General features: G+C 67.3%; 22 protein-coding genes. 14 read left to right on the forward strand and 8 right to left on the reverse strand.

The features are described from left to right. Window positions 1–29: 29 nt before the first annotated feature. Genes cyoA through PV764_RS14185 form a run of 6 tightly spaced genes read left to right on the forward strand, consistent with a single transcriptional unit; the run spans window position 30 to window position 5,016 of the window. The gene (cyoA, locus tag PV764_RS14160) at window positions 30–1,004 is read left to right on the forward strand and encodes a ubiquinol oxidase subunit II (protein WP_070425253.1); all 975 of its coding nucleotides are present in this window, start codon (window positions 30–32) and stop codon (window positions 1,002–1,004) included. A 2-nt stretch (window positions 1,005–1,006) separates the two neighbouring features. After that, entirely contained in the window at window positions 1,007–2,986 is a 1,980-nt protein-coding gene (cyoB, locus tag PV764_RS14165; protein ID WP_421116907.1) for a cytochrome o ubiquinol oxidase subunit I, read from the forward strand. Then, the gene (gene cyoC, locus PV764_RS14170) at window positions 2,983–3,621 is read left to right on the forward strand and encodes a cytochrome o ubiquinol oxidase subunit III (RefSeq protein ID WP_284129224.1); all 639 of its coding nucleotides are present in this window, start codon (window positions 2,983–2,985) and stop codon (window positions 3,619–3,621) included. Before cyoB ends, cyoC begins: the two co-directional genes overlap by 4 nt. Further along, window positions 3,618–3,971: a cytochrome o ubiquinol oxidase subunit IV gene (cyoD, locus tag PV764_RS14175; protein ID WP_019184641.1), complete on the forward strand. Its 354-nt coding sequence runs from the start codon at window positions 3,618–3,620 to the stop codon at window positions 3,969–3,971. Before cyoC ends, cyoD begins: the two co-directional genes overlap by 4 nt. Then, window positions 3,968–4,450: a copper chaperone PCu(A)C gene (locus PV764_RS14180; RefSeq protein WP_421116908.1), complete on the forward strand. Its 483-nt coding sequence runs from the start codon at window positions 3,968–3,970 to the stop codon at window positions 4,448–4,450. The genes cyoD and PV764_RS14180 overlap by 4 nt, the downstream gene beginning before the upstream one ends. Beyond that, on the forward strand, window positions 4,447–5,016 hold the full coding sequence (locus PV764_RS14185) for an SCO family protein (protein WP_421116909.1): 570 nt from the start codon (window positions 4,447–4,449) through the stop codon (window positions 5,014–5,016). The genes PV764_RS14180 and PV764_RS14185 overlap by 4 nt, the downstream gene beginning before the upstream one ends. A gap of 82 nt (window positions 5,017–5,098) precedes the next feature. On the opposite strand, the gene PV764_RS14190 is transcribed toward PV764_RS14185, so the two are convergent. Next, window positions 5,099–5,932: a class I SAM-dependent methyltransferase gene (locus PV764_RS14190; protein WP_421116910.1), complete on the reverse strand. Its 834-nt coding sequence runs from the start codon at window positions 5,930–5,932 to the stop codon at window positions 5,099–5,101. Between the two features lie 84 nt (window positions 5,933–6,016). Continuing rightward, window positions 6,017–7,357, reverse strand: a complete 1,341-nt coding sequence (locus PV764_RS14195; RefSeq protein ID WP_046273600.1) for an Nramp family divalent metal transporter — start codon at window positions 7,355–7,357, stop codon at window positions 6,017–6,019. Between the two features lie 116 nt (window positions 7,358–7,473). Here PV764_RS14195 and PV764_RS14200 point away from each other — a divergent pair, with 116 nt between their 5' ends. Together PV764_RS14200 and PV764_RS14205 are read left to right on the forward strand one after the other, a co-directional pair. Continuing rightward, window positions 7,474–8,244, forward strand: coding sequence for a hypothetical protein (locus PV764_RS14200; protein WP_070473934.1), 771 nt, complete (start codon window positions 7,474–7,476; stop codon window positions 8,242–8,244). A gap of 51 nt (window positions 8,245–8,295) precedes the next feature. Continuing rightward, window positions 8,296–9,273: a zinc-binding dehydrogenase gene (locus PV764_RS14205; protein ID WP_421116911.1), complete on the forward strand. Its 978-nt coding sequence runs from the start codon at window positions 8,296–8,298 to the stop codon at window positions 9,271–9,273. Between the two features lie 117 nt (window positions 9,274–9,390). Here the strand turns inward: PV764_RS14205 and PV764_RS14210 are convergent, their stop codons facing one another. Beyond that, complete coding sequence (locus tag PV764_RS14210) at window positions 9,391–10,284, reverse strand: LysR family transcriptional regulator (protein ID WP_070425245.1); 894 nt, start codon at window positions 10,282–10,284, stop codon at window positions 9,391–9,393. 203 nt (window positions 10,285–10,487) lie between these two features. Between PV764_RS14210 and PV764_RS14215 the strand changes: the two genes are divergently transcribed. From PV764_RS14215 to PV764_RS14225, 3 genes are all read left to right on the forward strand, one after another. Continuing rightward, the gene (locus PV764_RS14215; RefSeq protein WP_319624646.1) at window positions 10,488–10,952 is read left to right on the forward strand and encodes a (R)-mandelonitrile lyase; all 465 of its coding nucleotides are present in this window, start codon (window positions 10,488–10,490) and stop codon (window positions 10,950–10,952) included. A 78-nt stretch (window positions 10,953–11,030) separates the two neighbouring features. Continuing rightward, window positions 11,031–11,687 carry an SDR family oxidoreductase gene (locus PV764_RS14220; RefSeq protein ID WP_399617753.1) on the forward strand — a complete coding sequence of 219 codons (657 nt, stop codon included), beginning with the start codon at window positions 11,031–11,033 and terminating at the stop codon, window positions 11,685–11,687. 65 nt (window positions 11,688–11,752) lie between these two features. Continuing rightward, window positions 11,753–12,679, forward strand: coding sequence for a M14 family metallopeptidase (locus tag PV764_RS14225; RefSeq protein ID WP_421116912.1), 927 nt, complete (start codon window positions 11,753–11,755; stop codon window positions 12,677–12,679). Here PV764_RS14225 and PV764_RS14230 read toward each other — a convergent pair. Beyond that, window positions 12,652–13,518 carry a LysR family transcriptional regulator gene (locus PV764_RS14230; protein ID WP_421116913.1) on the reverse strand — a complete coding sequence of 289 codons (867 nt, stop codon included), beginning with the start codon at window positions 13,516–13,518 and terminating at the stop codon, window positions 12,652–12,654. The two genes, PV764_RS14225 and PV764_RS14230, sit on opposite strands and share 28 nt — an antisense overlap. A 276-nt stretch (window positions 13,519–13,794) precedes the next feature. Here PV764_RS14230 and PV764_RS14235 point away from each other — a divergent pair, with 276 nt between their 5' ends. Continuing rightward, window positions 13,795–14,166, forward strand: a complete 372-nt coding sequence (locus tag PV764_RS14235) for a DMT family transporter (RefSeq protein ID WP_102789303.1) — start codon at window positions 13,795–13,797, stop codon at window positions 14,164–14,166. Further along, window positions 14,163–14,483 (forward strand): SMR family transporter, encoded by a 321-nt coding sequence (locus PV764_RS14240; protein ID WP_019184628.1) that lies wholly within the window; start codon window positions 14,163–14,165, stop codon window positions 14,481–14,483. The genes PV764_RS14235 and PV764_RS14240 overlap by 4 nt, the downstream gene beginning before the upstream one ends. 6 nt (window positions 14,484–14,489) lie before the next feature. Here the strand turns inward: PV764_RS14240 and PV764_RS14245 are convergent, their stop codons facing one another. Both PV764_RS14245 and PV764_RS14250 read right to left on the reverse strand, forming a co-directional pair. Then, window positions 14,490–15,314, reverse strand: a complete 825-nt coding sequence (locus tag PV764_RS14245) for an isocitrate lyase/PEP mutase family protein (RefSeq protein ID WP_046273584.1) — start codon at window positions 15,312–15,314, stop codon at window positions 14,490–14,492. Window positions 15,315–15,411: 97 nt separating this feature from the next. Further along, window positions 15,412–17,589: a TonB-dependent receptor family protein gene (locus PV764_RS14250; RefSeq protein ID WP_421116914.1), complete on the reverse strand. Its 2,178-nt coding sequence runs from the start codon at window positions 17,587–17,589 to the stop codon at window positions 15,412–15,414. Window positions 17,590–17,770: 181 nt separating this feature from the next. On the opposite strand from PV764_RS14250, the gene PV764_RS14255 reads away from it, so the two are divergent. Then, a complete protein-coding gene (locus PV764_RS14255) occupies window positions 17,771–17,971 on the forward strand; it encodes a hypothetical protein (RefSeq protein ID WP_019184625.1) in 201 nt (66 codons plus the stop codon). Window positions 17,972–17,992: 21 nt separating this feature from the next. On the opposite strand, the gene PV764_RS14260 is transcribed toward PV764_RS14255, so the two are convergent. Together PV764_RS14260 and PV764_RS14265 are read right to left on the reverse strand one after the other, a co-directional pair. Further along, window positions 17,993–19,132: an MFS transporter gene (locus tag PV764_RS14260; protein WP_019184624.1), complete on the reverse strand. Its 1,140-nt coding sequence runs from the start codon at window positions 19,130–19,132 to the stop codon at window positions 17,993–17,995. 25 nt (window positions 19,133–19,157) lie between these two features. Then, the gene (locus PV764_RS14265; RefSeq protein ID WP_019184623.1) at window positions 19,158–19,940 is read right to left on the reverse strand and encodes a DeoR/GlpR family DNA-binding transcription regulator; all 783 of its coding nucleotides are present in this window, start codon (window positions 19,938–19,940) and stop codon (window positions 19,158–19,160) included. Between the last annotated feature and the right edge of the window lie 609 nt (window positions 19,941–20,549).

The following is a 20,549-nucleotide window of genomic DNA, read 5'->3' on the forward strand; positions in this document are numbered from 1 at the left end:
CCGGCACTGCGTTGGAAGGGCCGTCACGCATGAACCCCGCTACACACCCCGCTCGCCGCGCCGCGCTGGCCGGTCGAGCCCGCGCCGGACGCTGGTTCGGCCTGGCAGCGCTGCTGCCGCTGCTGTCAGGTTGCAGGAACCTGGAGCTGTTCAATCCCATGGGCAGCATCGCCGAGCAGGAAATGCAGCTGATCCTGGTCTGCACCGGCCTGATGCTGCTGGTGGTGATCCCGGTGATCATCCTCACGCTGTACTTCGCGTGGCACTACCGCGAGTCGAACAAGAAGGCCACCTACGCACCCACCTGGTCGCACTCCACCGCCATCGAAGTGGTGGTGTGGACGATCCCGTGCCTGATCGTGGTCGTGCTCGGCGTGCTGATCTGGAAAAGCACCCACGCGCTGGATCCGTACCGGCCGATCGAATCGGACAAGGCGCCGCTGCGCGTGGAAGTGGTCTCGCTCAACTGGAAGTGGCTGTTCATCTATCCGGACCACAACGTGGCCACGGTCAACGAACTGGTGATGCCGGTCGATACGCCGGTGGCGTTCAAGCTGACCTCCGAGTCGATGATGAATGCCTTCTTCGTGCCGCAGCTGGGCAGCATGGTCTACACCATGCCGGCAATGCAGACCCGCCTGCACCTGATCGGGCATACGCCGGGTACGTACGCGGGCATGTCCTCGGCCTACAGCGGCGCGGGCTTCTCGGACATGAAGTTCGATGCGCGGGTGATGACCGAGGCGGACTTCGCGCAGTGGCTGGCGCAGTCGCGCGGCACTGCCCAGCACCTGGGCCAGGCCCGTCTGGCCGAACTGGAGAAACCGACCCACGGCGCGCCGATGCAGCGCTTCGCCAGCGTGGATACCGGTCTGTTCGACAGCATCCTGCGCCGCTACGGCGGCATGCCCGACGACGAAATCTGCCTGCCCGGTGAAGAACCCGGCGCGACATCCCAACTCGTGAGCCTGGCCGCGTCTGCCAGCCGTACCGCGGAGAACTGATTGTGCTTGGAAAGTTGAACCTCGAAGCGATTCCCTACCACGACCCGATCATCATGTCGGCGCTGGTCGGCTCGCTGCTGCTGGGCGTGGCGATCGTCGCGGCCATCACGTATTACAAGAAGTGGGGCTACCTCTGGACCGAGTGGATCACCTCGGTGGACCACAAGAAAATCGGCGTGATGTACATCATCCTGGCCCTGGTCATGCTGGTGCGCGGCTTCGCCGATGCGCTGATGATGCGGGCCCAGCAGGCCATCGCCGCCAATGACAGCGCCGGTTACCTGCCGCCGGAACACTACGACCAGATCTTCACCGCGCATGGCGTGATCATGATCTTCTTCGTGGCGACACCGCTCATCGTGGGCCTGATGAACATCGTGGTGCCGCTGCAGATCGGCGCGCGCGACGTCGCCTTCCCGTTCGTCAACTCGCTCAGCTTCTGGTTGTCGGCGGTGGGCGCGGTGCTGGTGATGCTGTCGATGTTCGTCGGCGATTTCGCCGCGACCGGCTGGGTGGCGTATCCGCCGCTGTCCGGGATCGAGTACAGCCCCACGGTAGGCGTGGACTACTACATCTGGTCACTGCAGGTCTCCGGCATCGGCACCACGCTGACCGGCCTGAACTTCATCGTCACCATCCTCAAGATGCGTGCGCCGGGCATGGACCTGATGAAGATGCCGGTGTTCACCTGGACCGCACTGATCACCAACATCCTGATCGTGGCGATCTTCCCGGTGCTGACCGCGACCCTGGCGCTGCTGACCATGGATCGCTATTTCGGGATGCATTTCTTCACCAATGACGCCGGCGGCAACGCCATGATGTACGTCAACCTGATCTGGATCTGGGGCCACCCGGAAGTCTACGTGCTGATCCTGCCGTGCTTCGGCGCGTTCTCGGAGATCATCGCCACGTTCTCGGGCAAGCCGCTGTTCGGCTACCGCTCGATGGTCTACGCCACCTCGTCGATCGGCATCCTGTCGTTCTTCGTGTGGCTGCACCACTTCTTCACCATGGGCTCGGGCGCCAACGTGAATGCCTTCTTCGGCATCATGACCTCGATCATCTCGATCCCCACCGGGGTGAAGCTGTTCAACTGGCTGTTCACCATGTACCGCGGGCGGATCCGCTACCACTCCTCGACGCTGTGGACGATCGGCTTCATGGTCACCTTCGCCCTGGGCGGCATGACCGGCGTGATGCTGGCGATCCCGGGCGCGGACTTCGTGCTGCACAACAGCCTGTTCCTGATCGCGCACTTCCACAACGTGATCATCGGTGGCGTGGTGTTCGGCTGCCTGGCCGGCATCAGCTTCTGGTTCCCCAAGGCCTTTGGCTTCACCCTCAACGAGCGCTGGGGCAAGATTTCCTTCTGGTGCTGGCTGGTCGGCTTCTACCTGGCCTTCATGCCGCTGTACGTGCTGGGCTTCAAGGGCATGACCCGCCGCATGAACCACTACGGCGTGGAGGGCTACCAGCCGTGGCTGATCGTGGCCGCCGTCGGTGCGCTGGTGATCGCCGCCGGCATCGCCGCGATGTTCATCCAGTTCTATGTCAGCGTGCGTGACCGCAAGGCCAACATGGATCTCACCGGCGACCCGTGGAATGCGCGCAGCCTGGAGTGGGCCACGTCCTCGCCGCCGCCGTTCTACAACTTCGCCAGGCTGCCGGCGATCACCTCGCTGGAACAGCATTGGGACGACAAGCAGCACGGCCGTGCCTGGCAGCGCCAGGACAGCTACGAGGACATCCACATGCCACGCAATACCGCCTCGGGTGTGGTGATTTCGGTGTTCAGCCTGGTGCTGTGCTTTGCCCTGGTCTGGCACATGTGGGTGCTGGCCGGCATCGGCCTGATCGGCGTGATCGCGACCTTCGTGCTGCGCTCGTACGACCGTGATGTGGACTATTACGTGCCCGCCGCCGAGGTGAAGCAAATCGAAGACGCGCACTTCGCGCAGATGGAAGGAGCCAAGGCATGAGCGGCGATACCCTGACCGCTGCCACGCAGCACGGGCAGCTCGCGGCCGGTCATCACGACCCTGCCCACGCGCATCACGACGATGGCAACAAGACCGTCGTCGGGTTCTGGATGTACCTGATGGGCGACTGCCTGATCTTCGCGGTGCTGTTCGCCACCTTCGGCGTACTGCTCAACGGAACCGCCGACGGCCCCAGCGGCAAGGAACTGTTCAAGCTCGGTTTCGTGCTCTCCGAGACCGTGGTGCTGCTGCTCAGCAGCTTCACCTTCGGCCTGGCGATGCTCGGCATGCAGGCGGGCAAGCGCAACCAGGTGGTGGGCTGGCTGGCCGTGACCGGTGTACTCGGTGCGGTCTTCATCGGCATGGAGCTGTATGAGTTCGCCGAGCTGATCCACGAAGGCGCCACCCCGGACGTGAGTGCGTATCTGTCGGCGTACTTCACGTTGGTGGCCACCCACGGCCTGCACGTCACCTTCGGCCTGCTGTGGTTGGCGATCATGATCCACCAGGTGCTGAAGTTCGGCCTGGACGGCATCGTGCGCCGCCGCCTGGCGTGCCTGAGCCTGTTCTGGCACTTCCTGGATCTGATCTGGATCTGTGTGTTCACCTTTGTCTACTTGAGGGAGTTTGTATGAGCGCGAACGCGCCTGATGCCGATCACGGTGGCGGCCATGCCACCCTGACGGGCTACATCCTCGGCCTGCTGCTGTGCCTGGTCCTGACCGGCGCCTCGTTCGGCGTGGTCATGACCGATCTGGTCCCGCAGCCGCTGCGGCTGACCGCCATCGTGGTGCTGTGCGTGGTGCAGCTGGTCGCCCAGCTGGTGCTGTTCCTGCATATCGGGGCAGGGCGCAGCCAGCGCGAGAACACCGGCATCTTCCTGTGCACCGCTTTCCTGATCGCCATCGTGGTGGCCGGTTCGCTGTGGGTGATGCACAACGCCAACCTCAACATGATGCCGATGCAGATGTCGGGCACGCCATGAGCCGCTCATCCTGCGCAACCCTGCTGGCCGGGCTGCTGCTCTCCTCTCCCGTGATGCCGGTGGTGGCTGCGGCCCCGCAGGCCCACACCGCGGCAACGGTGTCGGTCAGCGATCCCTGGGTCCGCTTGCCACCGCCGGCGGCGAATGTCGCCGCCGGTTACGTGCTGCTGCATAACGGCGGCGGTGATGACCGGCTGCTGTCGGCCGCGTCCTCGATGTTCGCCGAGGTGCAGATCCATGCCATGCGCATGGATGGTGAAGTGATGCGCATGCAGGCGCTGCCCGATGGCCTGGCTTTGCCGGGGGACCAGACCGTCGCGCTGGAGCCCGGCGGCTACCATCTGATGCTGCTCAAGCCGAAGCGGCCGTTGTCGGCCGGGCAGACGGTGCGGGTGACGCTGCAGTTCGCCCGCAGTGCACCGCAGGTGGTGGACTTCAGCGTGCGCGATGGCATGGTGCTGCACGGAGCGGCCAAGTGAGGCGCTGGGTCGCCGCGGGCATCGTGACGGCGGCGCTGCTGGCCGGTTGCGCCGATGGCCAGGCGCCGGTGATGGGCCAGGCGGCACTCGGGGCGGTCAAGCTGGCGAGCAGCGACGGGCGTACGCTTGCGATCCGCGACCTGCGGGGCACGCCGACGCTGCTGTTCTTCGGCTTCACCCATTGCCCCGAAGTGTGCCCGCTGAGCCTGGTCAAGGCGGTGCAGATCAAGCGGCTGCTGGGCCCCGCGGCAGAGCAGCTGCAGGTGGCCTTCATCACCGTCGACCCGCAGCGCGATACGCCCGAGCACCTGCGCGAGTACCTGGCGGCCTTCGATACGACGTTCCTCGGCCTGGCCGGCGACGAGGCCGGTACCCGTGCCATCGCCGAGAGCCTGGGCGTGAGCTATCGGCGCGTCGGCGAAGGGGACAGGGCGACCTTCGAGCACACGGCCTCGTGGTTCCTGCTCGGTGCTGACGGCCAGCTGCAGGATGTCTACGGCTATGCAATGAGCGAACAGGATATCGTCGAGAAGCTGCGCGTGCGGCTGGCCGAGGCGGGCACGTAAGGGGGCTGCAGGCCACTCCCCACGCCGTCGCATGGCCATGGACCGTGCAGGCGCGCACCGCGCGGATGGATCCGCCCGGTGGTCACCACGCGCGGGCGCGCACGTCCCAGCAGGCCGCGGTGAAGGTTACGGACTCGCCGTCGACGAACGGCTCGAAGGCATGCAGCACCTCCTCGAGCACCTTCGTTCGTACGTCCGCAGCCAGGTTGTTGTTGCGCAGTGCGCTCCCGACCGGTCCCAGCAGCGAGACGTACGTCGCCAGATCCGCTCGGTTGATCCGGCACACGACATCCAGCGGCAGCAGCTCGATATCCTCCCAGCCGCCGTCGCCCAGGATCTGCTCGACCCGGGCCTGATCGGCAAACGCAAACTGACCCGGTGCGCCGGGCTGGCGCGGTGGCAACGTCAGCCAAGGCGCCGCGGCGCGCTCGGCGGTGGTCATGAAGGCATTCTCGTCCGCCCCACGCCAGACCAGCGCCTGCAGCACCCCGCCGCGTCTGGCGGCGCGCTGCAGTTGGCCGAACGCCTGCACCGGCTCATCGAAGAACATCACGCCGAAGCGCGACACGATCCGGTCCAGGCTCCCCGGGGCGAATGCGTGCTGCTGCGCGTCGGCGACGATGAATTCCACGGCCAGGCCGGCTCGCTGCGCGCGCTCGCGCGCCAGGGCGATCATCGGGGCGGAGATATCGACCCCGGTGACGTGCGCCTCCGGCCCCAGGCGCCCGGCCATGCCCAGCGCCACCGCGCCGGTGCCGCAGCCCACATCCAGTACCTGCAGATCGTCGCCCGGCGGGATCGCGGCCAGCAGGTGGTCGGCCAGCGGCGCGAACATCTGGTCGAGGAGGCGCTGCGCGTCCACCCAGGCCTCACCGGCCGGGCCATTCCATAACGCGTGCTGCGAGGTATCGGTCATTGCGTGGCTCGATCTGGGCGTGCCAGTGGGATGAGGAGAATGTACTGTGCCATCTCAACCAACGTTGAGGTCAAGCGCCGCGGCTCAGCCCCGCCACACATCCACCAGCAGCTTCACGTTCAACACGATGATCAGGCCGCCGATCAGCCACGACAGCGCGATCAGCCACCTCGGCGCCACCAGCGCGCCCATCTTGGCCTTGTCCGAGACGAACCGTACCAGCGGCACCACCGCGAACGGCAGTTGCATCGAGAGCAGCACCTGGCTCAACACCAGCAACCGTGCGGTGCCTTGCTCGCCATAGATGGCCGTGACCACCACCACCGGCACGATCGCAATGCCGCGGGTGATCAGGCGCCGCGCCCACGGGGCGATCCGCAGCCGCAGGAAACCTTCCATCACGATCTGGCCGGCCAGCGTCGCGGTCACGGTGGAGTTGATGCCCGAAGCGAGCAGGGCGACCGCGAACAACGTCGAGGCCAGGCCGACGCCCAGCATCGGCGCGAGCAGTTCGTAGGCCTGCTCGATCTCCTGCACATCGGTCCGGCCGTGCGCATGGAACACCGCGGCCGCCAGGATCAGGATCGAGGCGTTGATGAACAACGCCAGCATCAGCGCGATGGTGCTGTCGGTCACCGCCCAGCGCAGCGCGCTGCGGCGACCGGCATCCGTGCGCGGGTAGGCGCGGGTCTGCACGATGGAGGAGTGCAGGTAGAGATTGTGCGGCATTACGGTGGCACCAATGATGCCGATCGCCAGGTACAGGGCCTTGGGATCGGTCACCACCTGCGCGTGCGGAATGAACCCGGCCAGCACCGCCTGCAGCGGCGGGGCGGCGATGAAGATCTGGATCGCAAAGCAACCGAAGATCACCAGCAGCAGCGCGATCACGAACGCCTCAAGGGCACGGAACCCACGGTTCATCAGCAGCAGCACCAGCACCACGTCCACCGCGGTGATGATCGCGCCGGCCAGCAGCGGGATCCCGAACAACAGCTTCAGCGCGATTGCCGTGCCGATGACTTCCGCCAGATCGCAGGCGATGATCGCGATCTCGCACAGCAGCCACAGGCCCAGGTTGACCGGCCTCGAGTAGTGGTCGCGGCAGGCCTGCGCCAGATCGCGCCCGGTGGCGATGCCCAGCCGTGCCGAAAGCCCCTGCAGCACGATGGCCATCAGGTTGGAGAGCAGGATCACCGAGAGCAGCAGGTAACCGAACTGCGCACCGCCGGCGATGTCGGTGGCCCAGTTGCCCGGGTCCATGTAGCCGACCGAGATCATGTAGCCCGGGCCGAGGAAGGCCAGCAGCCGGAACCACCAGTGACCGCCACTCGGGACCGCGACGCTCGCGTTCATCTCGCCCAGGCTGGGCGTATGCCCGGCCGAGGACGGCCAGGCGGGGGCGTTTTCTGGGCGGCGTTGGATGTCCACGGCCGCAATATAGCAGAGGCTATGTTAGTAAGGCTTTGCAATCTGTGGCCTCCCAACGCCTTAACCCTGAACCGCGTATCGTCACCGCTCTTTTCAGCTGGAGTGGATGCATGCGTTGGATCGTGTTGTTGGCCGCATTGGCCATGCCCGTGGTGGCGTGGTTCTCACAGACCGGCGCGTTCGGCCCGACCAACGGTGCAGTGTCCGACCAGTACCCGACCCTGCTGGTCGCGGCCGGTTATGCCTTCGCGATCTGGGGCCTGATCTTCCTGTGGGACGTGCTGTTCGGGTTCTGGCAGCTGCGCCTGCGCAAGCCGGACATCACCGGGGTGCGCCCGTGGGCGGCGGCCGGTTTCGCGTTGACCGCCGCCTGGATGCCCGTGTTCTCCAACCAGTGGTTCCTCCCGGCGCTGGCGATCATCTGGGCCGCCTTGCTCTGCGTGATCGTCGCTGCCTACCGCGCCTCGCCGGTCACCGCGCCGGGTGGCCAGCGTGCGTGGGCTGCCTATCCGTTGGCGCTGCATGCCGGTTGGTTGTCGCTGGCGGCCTTCCTCAATACCGCCCAGGTGATCGTCGCCCATGGCTGGCTGCCGACCGACAACATGCTCGGCTGGAGCCTGGTGCTGCTGGTGCTGGCCACGCTGCTGGTGCTGGTGGTCAACCAGCTGCTGCGCGGGCACTTCGCCTATCCGGCCGCCGTCATCTGGGCGCTGGCCGGGATGTACGTCAAGCAGTCCGGCTGGGATCTGCCGGGGGCCCACAACATCGCCATCCTGGCGCTGGTGCTGATCATCATCGTGGTGATCCAGACCATCTGGCTGCGCGTGCGCGCCTGGCACCAGCCGCGCGCCATCGTCGCCGCACATCGTCATCGCCGTTGATTCTTTCTGCAGGAGATACCCCATGAACATCGCAATGAAGGCGCGCGGCTGATGCGCGCTGCCATCCACACCACCTTCGGTGACCCGACCCAGGTCCTGCACGGCGGCGACGTGCCGCAGCCGGCCCCCGTGGCCGGCGAGGTGCGCATCCGCACCGTCCTGGCGCCCATCCACAACCACGACCTGTGGACCGTGCGCGGTCAGTACGGCTACAAGCCCGAGCTGCCTGCGGTCGGTGGCAGCGAAGGCGCCGGCGTGATCGACGCGCTCGGCGAAGGCGTCGAAGGCCTGAAGGTCGGCCAGCGCGTCAGCGCCGCGTCGGTGCACGGCACCTGGGCCGAGTACTTCATCGCGCCGGCGCGCATGGTCATTCCCATGCCCGACAGCATCGATGACAACGCGGCGGCACAGCTGATCGCCATGCCGCTCAGTGCCTTGATGCTGCTGGAGTTCCTGCAGGTGAAGCAAGGCCAGTGGATTCTCCAGAATGCGGCCAACGGCGCGGTCGGCAAGGCGCTGGCGATGCTGGCCAAGGCACGCGGCGTGCACTGCATCAACCTGGTGCGGCGCGACGCGGGCGTGACCGAGATGGCCGGACTCGGCATCGACCACACCATTTCCACCGCGCAGTCCGACTGGATGGCCCAGGTGCAGGCCACGATCGGCAAGGCATCGATCGCCGCCGCCGTGGACTCGGTTGGCGGGCGCGCCAGCAGTGAGTTGATGACCCTGCTGGGCGATGGCGGCACGTTGGTGTCGTTCGGTTCGATGACCGGTGAGCCGATGCAGCTCAGCTCGGGCGATGTGATCTTCAAACAGGCCACGGTGAAGGGCTTCTGGGGCAGCAAGGTCAGCCAGGCGATGTCGCCGGAAGACAAGCGGCGCCTGGTCGGGGAACTGCTGCAGCTGGCTGCGCGTGGCGGGCTGAGTCTGCCGGTGGACGGTGTGTTCGGTCTGGACGAGGTGGCCGATGCCGCCAAGGCCAGCCTGGAGCCAGGCCGTAACGGCAAGGTGCTGCTGCGCCCCTGAGAAGGACAGGTAGAGCCGACCGTTGGTCGGCTGCCCTTGATCGGGGCGCTGCGTCAGCCGACCAACGGTCGGCTCTACGTGGGATGTGGCGCTGCGTCAGCCGACCAACGGTCGGCTCTACCTTTCTGCGCGCAATGCTTCGATCACCACGCGCATCGCGCTGGAGGATTGCCGGCGGCTGGGGTAGTAGGCGTAATAGCCGTCGAAGGGATCGCACCAGTCCGGCATGACACGCCGCAAGGCACCGGCGGCGATGTCCTCGAGCACCATGTCCTCGGGCAGATAGGCCAGTCCGGCACCGGCCAGGGCGGCGCGTCGGATCGCGCTGCTGCCGTTGAAGGTCCATTGGCCGTCCACGCGCACGTTCACGTCCTCGCCGTCCTTTTCCAGGTCCCACACCATCAGCCCGCCGTGGGTGGGCAGGCGCATGCCGATGCAGTTGTGTGCCGCCAGATCAGCCGGCACCTGCGGGGCGGTATGCGTGGCGAAGTAGGCCGGGCTGGCCACGATCGCCATGCGCTGCGGCGGGCTGATCGGCACGGCGATCATGTCCTTGGCCACGCGCCCGCCCAGACGGATGCCGATGTCGTAGCGCTGGGCGACGATGTCGGCCAGGCCGTAGTCGATGGTGAGCTCCACACGCAGGTCGGGGTAGGCGGGCAGCACGGCCGACAGCCGCGGCCAGACGATCGTGTTGGCCGCATGTTCGGCGGTGGTGATGCGGATCGTGCCGGCCGGGCGGTCGCGGTACTCGCTGATCGCGGCCACTTCAGCCTCGATCTCCTGCATGCGCGGCGCGACGGTGTCGTACAGCCGCTCGCCAGCCTCGGTCATCGAGACGCTGCGCGTGGTCCGGGTCAGCAGGCGCACGCCCAGGCGCTCTTCCAGGCCGCGGACGGTGTGGCTCAGCGCAGACTGCGAGACGCCGAGCTGGGCGGCCGCGCGGGTGAAGCTGCGCTCGCGCGCGACAGTGACGAACACCTGCAGATCGTTGAAATTCTCGCGGGCCATGGAGCGGGGGCCGAGGGCGCATGGCAGTCATGCGCGCCCATGATGCGCGGGCCCGACTGATGAACTCAAGTAGCGTTGTTTACCCATTGATGAGGATCAGTCATGGCTGCATCCCGGTTGCGATGGGTAGTTCCCGCGCGGGGCCAGGCCTAGAGTGAGGGTCCCGGCGGCGTGCTTCGTCGCTCCCCACAGGAGATCGCTTCATGGACCTGTTCACCGCCGCGCTGTCGCTTTCGATGGCCGCCACCGCGCCCGCCGAAGCGCCGCCCATCCGCATCGCCCGCGCCGGCAGCGCCGCCTCGGCGGCCGGCCCGGCCGATTACTTCACCGGCCGCGTCCGCATCGATGCGCCCTTCCAGGCCGATGCGCCGGCACGGGTCGGCGGAGCGACGGTCACCTTCGAGCCCGGTGCCCGCACCGCATGGCATACCCATCCGCTGGGCCAGACCCTGATCGTGACCGCAGGCGTGGGCAGCGTGCAGGAGTGGGGCAAGCCCGCGCGCGAGATCCGCCCGGGCGACATCGTCTGGATTCCACCGGGCGTCAAGCATTGGCACGGCGCGCAGGCCACCACGGCGATGACGCATATCGCGATTGCCGAAGCGGTGGACGGCTCGCCGGTGACGTGGATGGAGCAGGTCAGCGACGCGCAGTACAGCGGCGGCTGAACGTCGGCGCACGATGGGGACGGTCGTGTCACATCCGCCTGCGTAGGCTTGCCGCTGGATCGAAACAGGAGAACCGTCTTGAGCACTGTCTTCATCGTCGGCGCGGCCGGCAAGGTGGGTCGTCATCTCGTCAAGCAGCTGGCTGAAAGAGAGCATCGCGTGCTCGCGCTGCATCGCCGTGCCGGGCAGGGCGATGAACTCAGCGCGCTGGGTGCCACGCCGGTCCCTGGCGACCTCACCGCCATCGACGTGGACACGCTCGCCCGCAGCATGGCAGGCAGCGATGTGGTGGTCTTCACAGCCGGTGCGGGCGGCGCGGGCGTGGACGTGACCAACGCCATCGATGGCCGTGGCCTGGAACTTGCCGTGGATGCCGCCCGGCAGGCCGGCGTGCGTCGTTTCCTGTTGGTGTCGGCATTCCCCGAAGCCGGCCGCAACAAGGCCATGGGCGAGGGCTTCGAGAATTACATGACGGTCAAGAAGCGCGCCGATGTGTATCTGGCCGCGACCGATCTGGACTGGGTCATCCTGCGCCCGGGCACCTTGAAAGATGCAGCAGGCACCGGCCGCGTCACCGCGGGACCGGCGATCGCTTATGGCGACATACCGCGCGCCGATGTGGCCGCGACCCTGGTCGCGCTGGTGGGACAGCCGCAGCTGCGGCGCACCATCATCGAGCTGACCGAAGGCGACCAGCCTGTCGATGCAGCGATCGCGGCGCTCGCCCACGCGTAAGCGGGGCTGCCTGGTGCGGCAATGGTAAAATCGCGCTTCCACACCGCAACACAGACGAGCACGCCATGACCAACGCCTCCTTCTATCCCATCGGTACCCCTGGCCAGCCCTGGGGCGCTGAAGAGAAGGCGCAGTGGCGTGCCCGCCAGGTGCCGCAGCGGCGCTATGCCGATGACGTGCTGCCGGTGCTGGAGGCATTGCGCGGCCGCTTCGATGTCAGCCAGTACGGCACGTTGGATTACGCCCCGGACCAGTACCCGCTGTTCGCCGTGCGCAGCCGCGACTGGAACCCCGCGCTGCCGACGATGCTGGTCACCGGCGGCATCCACGGCTACGAAACCAGTGGCGTGCAGGGCGCCCTTCAGTTCCTGCAGGCCCGCGCGGCCGAGTACGCCGGGCGCGCCAATCTGCTGGTGGTGCCCTGCGTCAGCCCGTGGGGCTACGAGCGCATCCAGCGGTGGAACGCCGAGGCGATCGATCCGAACCGCTCCTTCATGGTCAACAGCCCGGCGGCCGAAGCGGCCGCGCTGATTGCTCTCGTCGCGCCGCTGAAGGGCAGTATCGTGATGCATATCGACCTGCACGAAACCACGGACAGCGATGAAACCGAGTTCCGCCCGGCCCTGGCCGCGCGCGACGGCAAGCCGTTCGAGCCGGGTCTGATCCCGGATGGTTTCTATCTGGTCGATGACAGCGAGAACCCGCAGCCTGCGTTCCAGACCGCCGTCAACGCGGCCGTCGAACGGGTGACCCACATCGCCCCGGCTGACGACAAGGGCGAAATCATCGGCTCGCCGGTGGTCGCCCCCGGCGTGATCGAATATCCGCTGGAAAAGCTGGGCCTGTGCGCCAGTGTCAGCGGTGCGACCTTCACCACCACCACCGAGGTGTACCCGGACAGCCCGCGCGCCACCCCGCAGCAGTGCAACGATGCCCAGGTGGCGGCGATCTGCGCGGCGATCGATTACGCGTTGGCCGCCCCCAGGAACTGATCCAGCAACCACAGCGCGGCCGGCCCCAGCGGCGCGCCCTTGCGCCACACCGCATCGGTGGAAACCAGCCGTGGCCAGCCCGGCAGGGGCAGCTCCACCAGCATGCCCCGGCCGTAGCGCGTGACCAGCGCGCGCGGCAGTTCGGCCCAGCCGAAGCCATCCTCGGCCATCTCCAGCACCATCAGGTAGTCCGAGGCGGACCACGTCCGCCCGCGTGCGTGGCCCTCACGGCAGGCGTCGCCGCTCAGGCAGATCTGGCGATGACCGGCCAGATGCGATTCCTCCGGCGCGGCCACGGCGGCCAGCGGGTGAGCGGCGGCCACGAACACCGCCATCTCCGCACGCAGGGGCAGGGTGCGTACCGCCAGTTCGGAAGGATAGGACGGCTGATGCGGGATCAGCCCGAGCTGGGCGCGCCCGCGCTGCACCACCTCCAGCACGTCGCCGCCTTCGGCATCCAGCCACTCAAGTTCGATATCCGGGAAGCGTTGCTCGAACCGGCGCAGCAGATGCTGGTCGGGATTGAGCTGGTAGATGTCCGAGAACACCAGGGTCAGGCGCGGTTCGACCTGGTCGGCCAGGCGGATGCTGAGCTGCTCGAGGCGGTCGGCGGCGGCCAGGATTTCCTGCGCATGGCCGAGCACTTTGCGGCCGTCTTCGGTCAGCACCGGGTAACGACCACTGCGATCGAACAGGGTGAGGCCCAGATCCGCCTCCAGCGTGGCGATCGCGGTGCTGATGGTGGATTGGGTCTTCTTCAAACGGCGTGCGGCGGCGGAGAACGAGCCGAGGGCCGCGGCCTCGACGAACGCGTGCAGGGATTCAGGGCCATAACGCATGGATGTATCGCCTTTGTCGATGGATTCCATCTTGGGACTGATGGAAAAGGCGATGATAATGGGCGCGTCGCTTGGGTGCCATTGACCGGCTGCCGTACCGACCAACGCTCGGTACCTACCGGACTGCGTGCCGGATTTACCGGACCACGTGCCGACCCGGTGTCGGCAGCCATGTCACCCGGCCAGCAGCGACGCACGCGCATCCGCCATCCCGGCCGATGCCCCGGTGCCCGGGCATTCCGCCGGCGCGCACCGGCCGCCATCAAGGAGCTTTCCATGCACACACAGGTGCATTCGCAACCCCGTGCCCGCGGCGGCCTGATCGCCTGGGCCTGCCTGACCGTGGCGATCGTCGCCGAAGTGGTCGGTACCTCGTTCATGGCCGACGCCGCCCGTCATGGCGGCTATGTGGGCTATGCCGTGATGGCCGTGGCCCTGGCCATTTCGTATTACTTCCTTGCGCTGTCGGTGCGCGGCATCGCGGTCGGTGTCGCCTACGCGGTATGGGAAGGCCTCGGCCTGACCCTGCTGACCCTGGTCGGTATTTTCGTGTTCAAGGACAGCCTGTCGGTGCAGCAGATGATCGGCCTGGTGATGGCGGCGGTCGGCATCGTCTGCGTCACGCTCGGCGAGGAGCACACGCCATGAATCTCACCGCTTTCCTGTTCGTGGTCTGCTCGGCCCTGATCGACATCGCAGCCAACATGATGGTCGCCAAGTCCGATGGCTTCCGTAAGCCGGCGTGGGGCGTCGCCGCGATCGTGCTGGTCTGGATCGCGTTCGCGATGCTCGGCCAGGCGGTCAAGACCCTGGACCTGGCCACCGCTTACGCGATGTGGGGTGCGATCGGTGTGATCGGGACCGCGCTGTGCGGGCGCGTGCTGTTCGGCAATCGTCTGCGCCCGATCGGCTGGGTGGGCATCGCGCTCGTCACCGCGGCGGTGGTGGTGCTGTCCAGCCACTGATCCCGCTCAGCGGAACAACTGGTTCAACACCGTGCCGGAGGCCGCGTCCGCGAAGCCGTCGAAGCGGCCTTCGTCCTTGAGCAACTGCGCGGCGCGCATCATCCCGCCCCAGGCAGTACGCGCCATCGCACCGCCAACGCTCACCCGGCGCACGCCCATGGCGGCAATGTCCTGCAGGGTGAACGGCAACGCGCTGCCCACCAGCAGGTTCACCGGCCGCGGTGCCACTGCGGCCACCACCGCCTCGATCTGCTCGCGGGTGCTGATGCCCGGTGCGTAGAGGCAGTCCGCACCTGCCTCGGCATAGGCGCGCAACCGCGTGATCGCATCCTCCAGATCCGGGCGGCCGACGAAGAAGTTTTCGGCACGGCCGATCAGCAACACGTCCTCACCGGCCTCGTCGATCGCACGGCGCGCCGCGCGCACCCGGGCCACGGCATCGTCCAGCGTGCGCAGCGGATGGTCCGGGTCCGGGCTGGCGTCTTCGATGGAGATGCCAGCCACGCCCGTGGCGATGGCAAGGGCGACGTTGCGGCCGACCTCCTGCAGCGTGCCGAAGCCATCGCCGAAATCGGCGTTCAACGGCAGCGGGGTCGCGGCGGCGAGGGAGCGGAGATGGGCGAGCGTTTCCTCCAGCGTCAACGTGCCATCGGCCTGCGCCTGGCTCCACGCATAGCCGGAGCTGGTGGAGGCCAGTGCCTGGAAACCGAGGCTGTGCAGATAGCGTGCGCTGCCGGCGTCCCACGGGTTGGGCAGCACGAAGCAGCCGTCATCGTGCAACGCGCGGAAGGCCGCGCGGCGCGGGCGGGGATCGAAGGACAGGTCCGTCATCGTGCGCATCCGGTAAGCAGTGGCCTGATGGTAACGCCCGCCGCTGCCACGCCCATGCTGCGCTGCGCGACCGCCTGGGCCGCGCAGCGCCGTCACATCAGAACGCGATGGTGCCCTGCAGGTACAGCGTTCGCGGCTGGCCGACGAACTTGCCGCCGTTGTTGTCGGTGGAGCGCGTGTAGTAGCGGCGGTCGAACAGGTTCTTGACCCCGATCGCCAGCTTCAGATCGTGCAGCTCTGGCCCGAAGTCGTAGCCGGCGCGCACGGCGACGGTGGAGTACCCGGCGATGTCGCCGAGGCGACCGGTCGGGTCTTCCTCGGTCACATAGGTCGCGCCCGGGTTCGGGGTGCCCGGCGAGCGCTGGCCGGACTGGGCGAACACATCGGCGTTGAAGGTCCAGCGGTCGATCGCATAGCGCGCGCCGAACGAGCCGACATTGCGCGAGTACAGCGGCAGGTCCTTGCCGGCAAACGCACCGGCGCGGGCGGTGGCCTCGGTCCAGGTGTAGGTCATCGACAGCTGCAGGCCGGTGAGTGCGTCGCTGAGCTGGCCCATGTCGTAACGCAGCGCCGACTCCGCGCCGCGGTGCCGGGTCGCGCCCAGGTCGGTCCACATGCCTTCGCCGACGATCGAGCGGGCCAGCTGCAGTTCCTTGTCGAAATCGACGTTGAACAGGGTGAATTCGCCGCTCAGGCCGCTGCCGTTGTAGTGCGTGCCCAGCTCATAGGTCGTTGCCGATTCAGGATGCAGGCCCTCAGTGGTCGAGGCCAGCTGGCTGTACTGCTGCGGGCCGAACGACTTGCCGCCATTGGCGAACAGCGACCAGTGATCGCCCAGGCGGTACAGCACCGAGAGCGTGGGGAGGGTCTCGCGCGAGTCGATGCTCGGGGTCAGCACGCTGCTGACCGCGCCACTGGTGGCGAGGTTGGTCACGGTGTTGAAGGTGCGGATGTCCTCCACACGCACGCCGGGCGTGAGGGTCCAGTTGCCGATATCGATGCGGTCATCGATGTAGAACGCATGGGCGGTCGTGCCACCGCGGCTGGTCTGGTACGGGAGCAGCGGCAGATCGAAGCCGGCCACCGCCGCGCCCGGCGGGTAGTAGCGGGTGCGCGAGGCCACCTCGCTGCTGGCCTCCTTCAGGTAGCGGTAGCCCACGCTCACTTCCTGCACGACCGTGCCGGTGGTGAACAGGCGCGAATAGCGCGGCTCCACGCCCAGGTAGTGGTAGCTGCGCGGCGCGGCGGTGAGGCGGCGCTGGCCGCTGGTGGCACCGGTGCCGTCCTGCTCGATGTAGCTGCCGCGGAAGGAATCCACGTAGTAGCCCAGCACCTCGACATTGTTGCGGCCGTCGCTGAAGCTGTACTTCAGCGAGCCATCGCTGCGGCGCCCGTTGAACACGTCATACGGGCGGGTGGACTGGAACGGATCGGCGGCGTATTCGGCGGTGGTCAGGCCACCGGGCATGCGCCCGCTGCCTTCGAAGTGGTGCAGCGACATCGCCAGGTCGCCGGCGTTGCCCAACGCATAGGACGCCTTGAGCAGGACATCGTCGATGTCGGTCTTGTCATTGCTGCTGCGCCAGCCGTCGCCGTGGGTGCCCGAGTACAGCAGCGCCGCGCCGAGCCCACCGTCGGTGGTACCGCCCAGGAACAGGCTGGGGACGGTCTTCAGGTTGCCGCCCTGGCCGTACATCTCCGAGGCAAAGCCCAGCGAGCCGGCGACGTCCTTCGGAATCGCGCGGGTCACGAAGTTGATGATGCCGCCCACGTTCTGCGGCCCGTAGCGGACCGAGCCGGCACCGCGCACCACGTCCACCGATTCCAGGTTGCCCAGCGCGACCGGGGCCAGCGACAGCTGCGGCTGGCCATACGGGGCATACGACATCGGCACGCCGTCCATCAACACGTAGGAGCGCGGCGACAGGCGCGAGGTGAGGCCGCGCACGCCCACGTTGAGCGACACATCGCTGCCGCCGGTGCCATTGCTTTCCTGCACCTGCACGCCGGGAATCTGGCGCAGCACGTCACGCACGCTGGTCGAGCCGCTCTCGGCGATGCGCTGCGCCTCCACGATGCTGCGCGCCCCCGGATGGTCGAGCAGCTTGGCTTCGGTCGGGTTGTCCAGCCAGTTGCCGGTGACGGTGACGGCATCCAACTGCGTGGCGTCGAGCGCGGCGGCCTGCGCTGCGGCCAGGTGCGGGGCGCTGGCCAGAACCAGGCCGATGGCGGCTGCGATGGCGGCGAGGGTGGGGCGGGCGGAAAGGGCGTGCATGGGTACGGCGGTCCGGTCGGGCGAGGGCAGGACGCGCGCGTGCGCGCCTGGGGAAAAACCGGCGGATCGTACAGCAAATGGGAATCATCTGCGTTGTCAGGGCCCCGACCGCTTGCCCGGGTGCCTTCTGCGTGCAAGTCTGGGGCTGCGCCGGGCCGCCGGCGCAGCCAAGGAGGCGCGCATGCTCGAGGTGATCGATCTGCTGTTGGCCCCGCTGTTCAGGATCAGCCCGGTGCGGTACCTGCGCGACCCGGCCTACCGCCAGCGCATCCACCGCGAACAAGGCAAGGCCGGGCGCTATCGCATGATCTTCCTGATGCTGCTCGTACTGGCCGCGATCGCACTGTTGGCGCTGGTGATCCTCGCGCGCTACGGGCGTTAGCGAGGAACAGTCAGGGCAGTCTCAGGCGCGCACCCACCGCGCGCACAGCCCCACCAGCACCAGCGTCACCGCCACCGCGCTGAAGGCGAACACCAGGCTGCTCGCCTGCGCCACGAAACCGATCAGTGCCGGGCCGGCCAGCACACCGGCATAGCCGAGCGTGGTGATCGCCGGGATGGCCAGGCTTTCCGGCATGACCTTCTGGTTGCCGGCCATCGAGAACAGGGCCGGCACGATGTTGGCGCAGCCCAGGCCGACCAGGGCATAACCGCACAGGGCCAGCGGCATCCAGGTCGCGAAGGTGGCCAGCGCGAAGCCCGACGCCGCGACCAGGCTGCCGATCAGGATCGAACGATGGCGGCCGAGCCTGGCCACCACGCCATCGCCGACGAGACGGGTCACGGTCATCGCGATGGCAAAGGCCAGGTAGCCCAGGCCGGCGCGCGAGGGATCGACCTGCTGCACCTCATGCAGGAACACCGCGCTCCAGTCCAGCACCGAGCCTTCGGCCAGGAACGCCACGAAGCACAGCACGCCGATCGCGAGCACCACGCCGTGCGGCACCGCAAACATCGGCGCATCACTGGGGGCCTTGTCGGTCCGCCAGTGCGGCAGCGAAAGGGCCAACAGCGCGGCCATCACCGCAGACGCCAGCAGGCAGACCAGCCACGGCGGCAGGTGGAACGCGAGCAGGGCGGTCATCGCGCCGGCACCGACGGCACCGCCGATGCTGTAGAACGCGTGGAAGCCGGACATCATCGGCCGGCCGCTGTCGCGCTCGACCATGATCGCCTGCATGTTCATCACGCAATCGCAGGCGCCCACGCCGGCACCGAACACGAACAGCACCAGGCCCAGGGTCAGCGGCGAGGGCGCGACGGCGAGCAGGGGAAGGGTGGCGATCACCATCACCAGCGTGGCGATCATGACCGCGCGGCAGCCGTGGCGTGCGGCGAGCATGCCGGCGATCGGCATCGCCAGCAGCGAGCCGGCGCCCAGGCACAGCAGCACCAAGCCCAGCGAACCTTCATCCAGCCCGGTGCGGTGCTTGGCGAACGGGACCAGCGGCGCCCAGGCAGCGGTGGCGAAGCCGGGCAGGAAAAAGGCGGCGCGGGTGGCGTGCTGCTGCCCGCGGGCAGCAACGGAAGAGAGCGGGGTCATTGGTCTGGAGATTCCTGGGAAAGGGTCAACGGCGCGAGGCAAGCTGGATATCCACGCCGCGACGGACGAATGCATCGATCTGCGGCGCAGGCGCATCGGCTTCGAGCACCAGCACATCGATGTCATCGACGCTGCCGATGCGATGGCTCGCCTGGGCGCCGAGCTTGTCGTTGGTGGCCACCACCACGCAGCGGCTGCTGGCAGCCAGCATCGCCCGCTTGAGGGCGGCTTCTTCGCCATCGAGCGCCCACAGACCCTGCTGCGCATCCACTGCGCAGGTGCCGATGAAGAACAGATCCACGCGCAGTCCGCCCATGGCCTCCAGTGCCTGCGCGCCCACGGTGGCGCCGATGCGCGGATCAAGGCGGCCGCCGATCAGCGTGACCTCGATGCCGCCGCGCGCCATCAGGGTGAGCGCGATATCCGGTGCATTGGTCAGAATATGCAGGCCTTCCAGCGCTGGCAGGCAGGCGGCGATGGCGCTGTTGGTGGAACCGGCATCGAGCAGAACGGTGTCGCCGGCCCGGATCTGAGCGGCGGCCTCGCGTGCCAGTGCCTGTTTCTGCGTTTTCTGCACAGTTTGGCGGGCACTCAGCGGGGGGAAGTCCGGGGTGGCGGGCAGTGCGCCGCCATACACCTTCCGGCACAGGCCCTGCTGCGCGAGATCGCGCAGATCGCGGCGAATCGAGTCCTCGGAGACCTGAAGGTCAACTGCCAGCTGGGCCGAAAGAACCCGGCCGTGTTGCTGGAGCAGGCCGAGGATGGTCTGCTGGCGTTCGCTGGGGAGCGTGTCCGGGGCGGGTGTCATGGCGAAAGCGGCCTGTGCTGAGTCTGCGTGTTGATGCGCATTCTATTGAAATGCGCATGAACGTGCAAATGCTCGGAGCGGCCGCATTCAACCGCCTTGCTCGCGGGTAAGCCCGCCGGTCGAACATGGCCGTCGCTGGCGTCGCTGGCGTCGCTGGCCTCTATGTCGACTCTGGTGTCGCTGCCATCGCCGCTATCACTGCGATCACTGCAATCACTGCCATCACTGCCATCAACGGCACGGAGGTCTGGAGAATGTTCTGCGTCACGACATTGGTTTGATCCAGAACCAGAAGGCATGTCGATATGCATTGCGCACCGCACTTGCCAACGGTAGGTGCGCACACGGTTTTCATCGAATCTGAAAGATTCATCGAGTGCAATTCGCGCGGCGTGCAAGGCGTTGTGGACCGTTTTCGGGAGCGACGTCCCGCGCAGTCAACAAATCGTCGCCGAGGGTTCACAGTCCATTGATTCAGCGGGAGTGTAGATTCGATCCACAGGTCGAGGTTGTGTCTCCGACCGATTCTTTTTCCAGGCAGATCACGCTTCGTCCTGTGCGTATCACGCGCGGGGCGGCGAGTGGCTGCGCCATGCCTCCCCCGTTGAG

The sequence above is a fragment of the Stenotrophomonas sp. AS1 genome, from assembly GCF_048957655.1.
In the GTDB taxonomy this organism is placed as follows: Bacteria; Pseudomonadota; Gammaproteobacteria; order Xanthomonadales; family Xanthomonadaceae; genus Stenotrophomonas; species Stenotrophomonas bentonitica_A.